Here is a 3,209-nt window from a genome sequence, read left to right on the forward strand (position 1 = left end):
GAGCTCGAGGACGCGATCGACGTCGAGGACGACCATGAGCTGGCCGTCGAGACGGTGGACGCCGCCGGCGAGCTTGGCCATGCGGGGGTCGAGGTTGACGGGGTTTTCTTCCATGTTGTCCTCGGCAAGCCGCAGCACTTCGCCGATCTGGTCGATCAGCAGGCCGTAGGATTCACCGCGCAGGTCGACGCCGACCGCCATCGCGGTCTTGCCGTCCTCGGGCTTGGGCAGGCCGAGCCGGGCGCGCATGTCGACCACGGTGACGATGCGGCCGCGCAGGTTCAGCACGCCCGCGATCTCGCGCGAGGACAGGGGCACGCGGGTGACGCGCTCGGGCATGAACACGTCCTGGACCCGGGAGATCGGCAGGCCGAACAGCTGGCCGCCGATCATCGCGGTGACGTATTCGACCATGGCGCCTTCGCCGGACTGGGTCTTCTTGGTCATCTCGGTATCTCCTCGTCCCGTTTAAGCTGCTGCCCGGCTCAGCTCGGAGGCACCGGCAGCGCCCGCGGTCTGTTCCTTCAGCGCCGCGATCAGACCGGGACGGTCGAATTTGGCGACATAGTCGTGGAAGCCGGCCTGACGGCCGCGCTCGATCGCCGCCGGCGACACCAGCGCGGAGAGGCCGATGATCGGCATCGCGCCCAGATTGCTGTCGGAGCGGATGGTCTCGGCAAACTCGAACCCGTTCATGTCGGGCATCTCGATGTCGGTCAGGACCACGTCGAAGGTCTGCGCGCGCAGAGCCGCGAGGCCCTCCTGCGCGGTCGGCGCGGTGCGGACGCGGTAGCCGGCGGCTTTCAGCACCGGGGCCAGCATGTTGCGGAAGAACGCACTGTCGTCGACCAGCAGCACCGACTGCGAGTGCATCGACGGCTTCATCTCCTTGCGGGTGAACCAGTCGGCGAACGCCATCGGCAGGAAGTGGCCGACATCGATCACCTCGGTGGCCTGGCCCTTGATCACGGCCGAACCGAGAATGCCGGAGCAGGATCCGCCGACCTCGATGTTGAGCCGTTCCTCGACGATGTCGATGATCTCGTCGACGACGAGGCCCATGGAGCGGCCGTCATCGGAGAACACCAGGATCGGCTGGGCGCCCTGGCTCGCGATGGTGACGCTCTCCATGGCGACGAGCGGCATCAGCTGCTCGCGGTACTGCACCATGTAGCGGCCGTTCGAGAACTCGATCTTGTCGGCCGGCAGCTCTTCCAGGCGCGTGACGAGCCCGAGCGGGACCGCCTTGGGCTGGCTGGAGCCGGCGCGGAAGACGAGGAGCGAGGTGGTCTGCTCGCCGCTTCCGATGCTGTGGGTCCCGTTCTCGTTGGCCATGTCATGGGCCGAGGAGCCGGCGGCGCCGAGCGCCTTGGCAATGCCGTTGGGGTCGATGATCATGATGACGGCGCCATCGCCCAGGATGGTATTGCCCGAGAACATGTCGATGTGACGCAGTTTCGTCGACATCGGCTTGACCACGATTTCTTCGGTGTGGAACACGCCGTCGACGACGATGCCAAAGGTCTGGCTGCCGACCTGCGTTACCACGATGAAGCCGTTCTCGGGATCGGAGACCGCGCCGTCGTCGATCTTGAGCAGCTTCTTGAGGTGGATCAGCGGCAACAGCTTGTTGCGCAGCCTGAGAACCGCGGTGTCCTTGATGCGCTCGATGCGGTGCTCTGAGTTGGCGCGGGCACGCACCAGCTCGACCACGGAGAGCTGCGGGATCGCAAAACGGTCGCCGGCAGCTTCCACGATCAGCGCGGAGACGATGGCCAGCGTCAGCGGGATCTTGATGGTGACGGAGGAGCCTTCACCGGCGACCGACTTGATGTCGATGGTGCCGCCGATCTGGTCGATATTGGTGCGCACCACGTCCATGCCGACGCCGCGTCCCGACACCGAGGTGATGGCGGCCGCGGTCGAGAAGCCCGGCGCGAAGATGAACTTGTGGATCTGGGCTTCGCTCATCTTCTCGAGCTCGGCCTCGGTGACGAGACCCGAGGAGATCGCCTTGGCCTTGATCTTGTCGGTGTTCAGGCCCCGGCCGTTGTCGGCGATGCAGATGATGATGTGGCCGCCCTCGTGATAGGCGGACAGGCGGATGGTGCCCTGCTCGCCCTTGCCGCCGGCGAGACGCTCGGCGGGGGTCTCCAGGCCATGGTCGGCGGAGTTGCGCACCATGTGGGTGAGCGGGTCCTTGATCAGGTCGAGCACCTGGCGGTCGAGCTCGGTGTCGGCGCCGTGCATCTCCAGCTCGATCTGCTTGCCGAGTTCGCTTGAGAGGTCGCGAACGATGCGGGGCAGCTTCTGCCAGGCATTGCCGATCGGCTGCATCCGCGTCTTCATGACGCCTTCCTGCAGCTCGGCGGTGACGTTGGACAGCCGCTGCAACGGCACCTTGAACTCGGTGTCCTCGTTGCGGCGGGAGATCTCCAAAAGCTGGTTGCGGGTCAGCACCAGCTCGGAGACCATGGTCATCAGATGCTCCAGCGTATCCACGTTGACGCGGATCGACTGGTTGGCGACGCGGTCGCCCTCGGCGGCGCCCTCGTCGGCGATCGACTTCTTCGGCGCGGGCTTTTCCTTGGCCGCCTTGGTCTCCTTGGCAGCTTCCTTGACAGGCACCGGCGCTTCCGCGGCCGGCGCCGGTTCGGCCTTTACTTCAGCCTTGGCAACGGGCGCGGGGATCGGCGCTTCGATCGCGGTTTCGCGGAAGGCGCGCTCGAGCTCGTCGAGCGAGACTTCGCCCGGACGCAGCGGTCGTTCCAGGGTCTGGTCGGCCAGCGCGCCGGAGGTGATGTCTTTGGCGGGCGCAGCTTCCACCGGCGCTTCCGGCACCAGCGGCGGCGCTTCGGCAATGGAAGCAGCGGCGGCGCTTCCAGCAGCCATAGCCGCCATGCCCTGCACGACCATCGCCTCCAGCTTGTCGATGAGGTCGCGGTCGGTGCCCTCGGGCTCGGCTTCGGTCGCCTCCAGCCCGGCCAGAATTTCCTTGATGCGGTCGATCGAGGACAGGATCACCGTCACCGCCTGCCCGGTCACCGGCATGCCGTCACGGAATTTGCCCATCAGCGTCTCGCCGGCATGCGCCAGCGCTTCCAGGCGCGGCAATCCCAGGAAGCCGCAGGTGCCCTTGATGGTGTGGACCAGGCGGAAGATGTTATCCAGGATCTTGGCGTTGTTCGGCTCCTGCTCGAACTTCACCA

The 3,209-nt window shown here is 66.2% G+C and carries 2 protein-coding genes; both read right to left on the reverse strand.

The features are described from left to right. A partial coding sequence (locus tag IVA88_RS11480; RefSeq protein WP_247497400.1) for a chemotaxis protein CheW occupies positions 1–447 on the reverse strand: 447 nt, incomplete at its 3' end. A 21-nt stretch (positions 448–468) separates the two neighbouring features. Next, the coding region (locus tag IVA88_RS11485) for a hybrid sensor histidine kinase/response regulator (RefSeq protein ID WP_247497401.1) at positions 469–3,209 on the reverse strand (2,741 nt) is incomplete at its 5' end.

Source organism: Bradyrhizobium sp. 149, assembly GCF_023073915.1.
GTDB lineage: Bacteria > Pseudomonadota > Alphaproteobacteria > Rhizobiales > Xanthobacteraceae > Bradyrhizobium.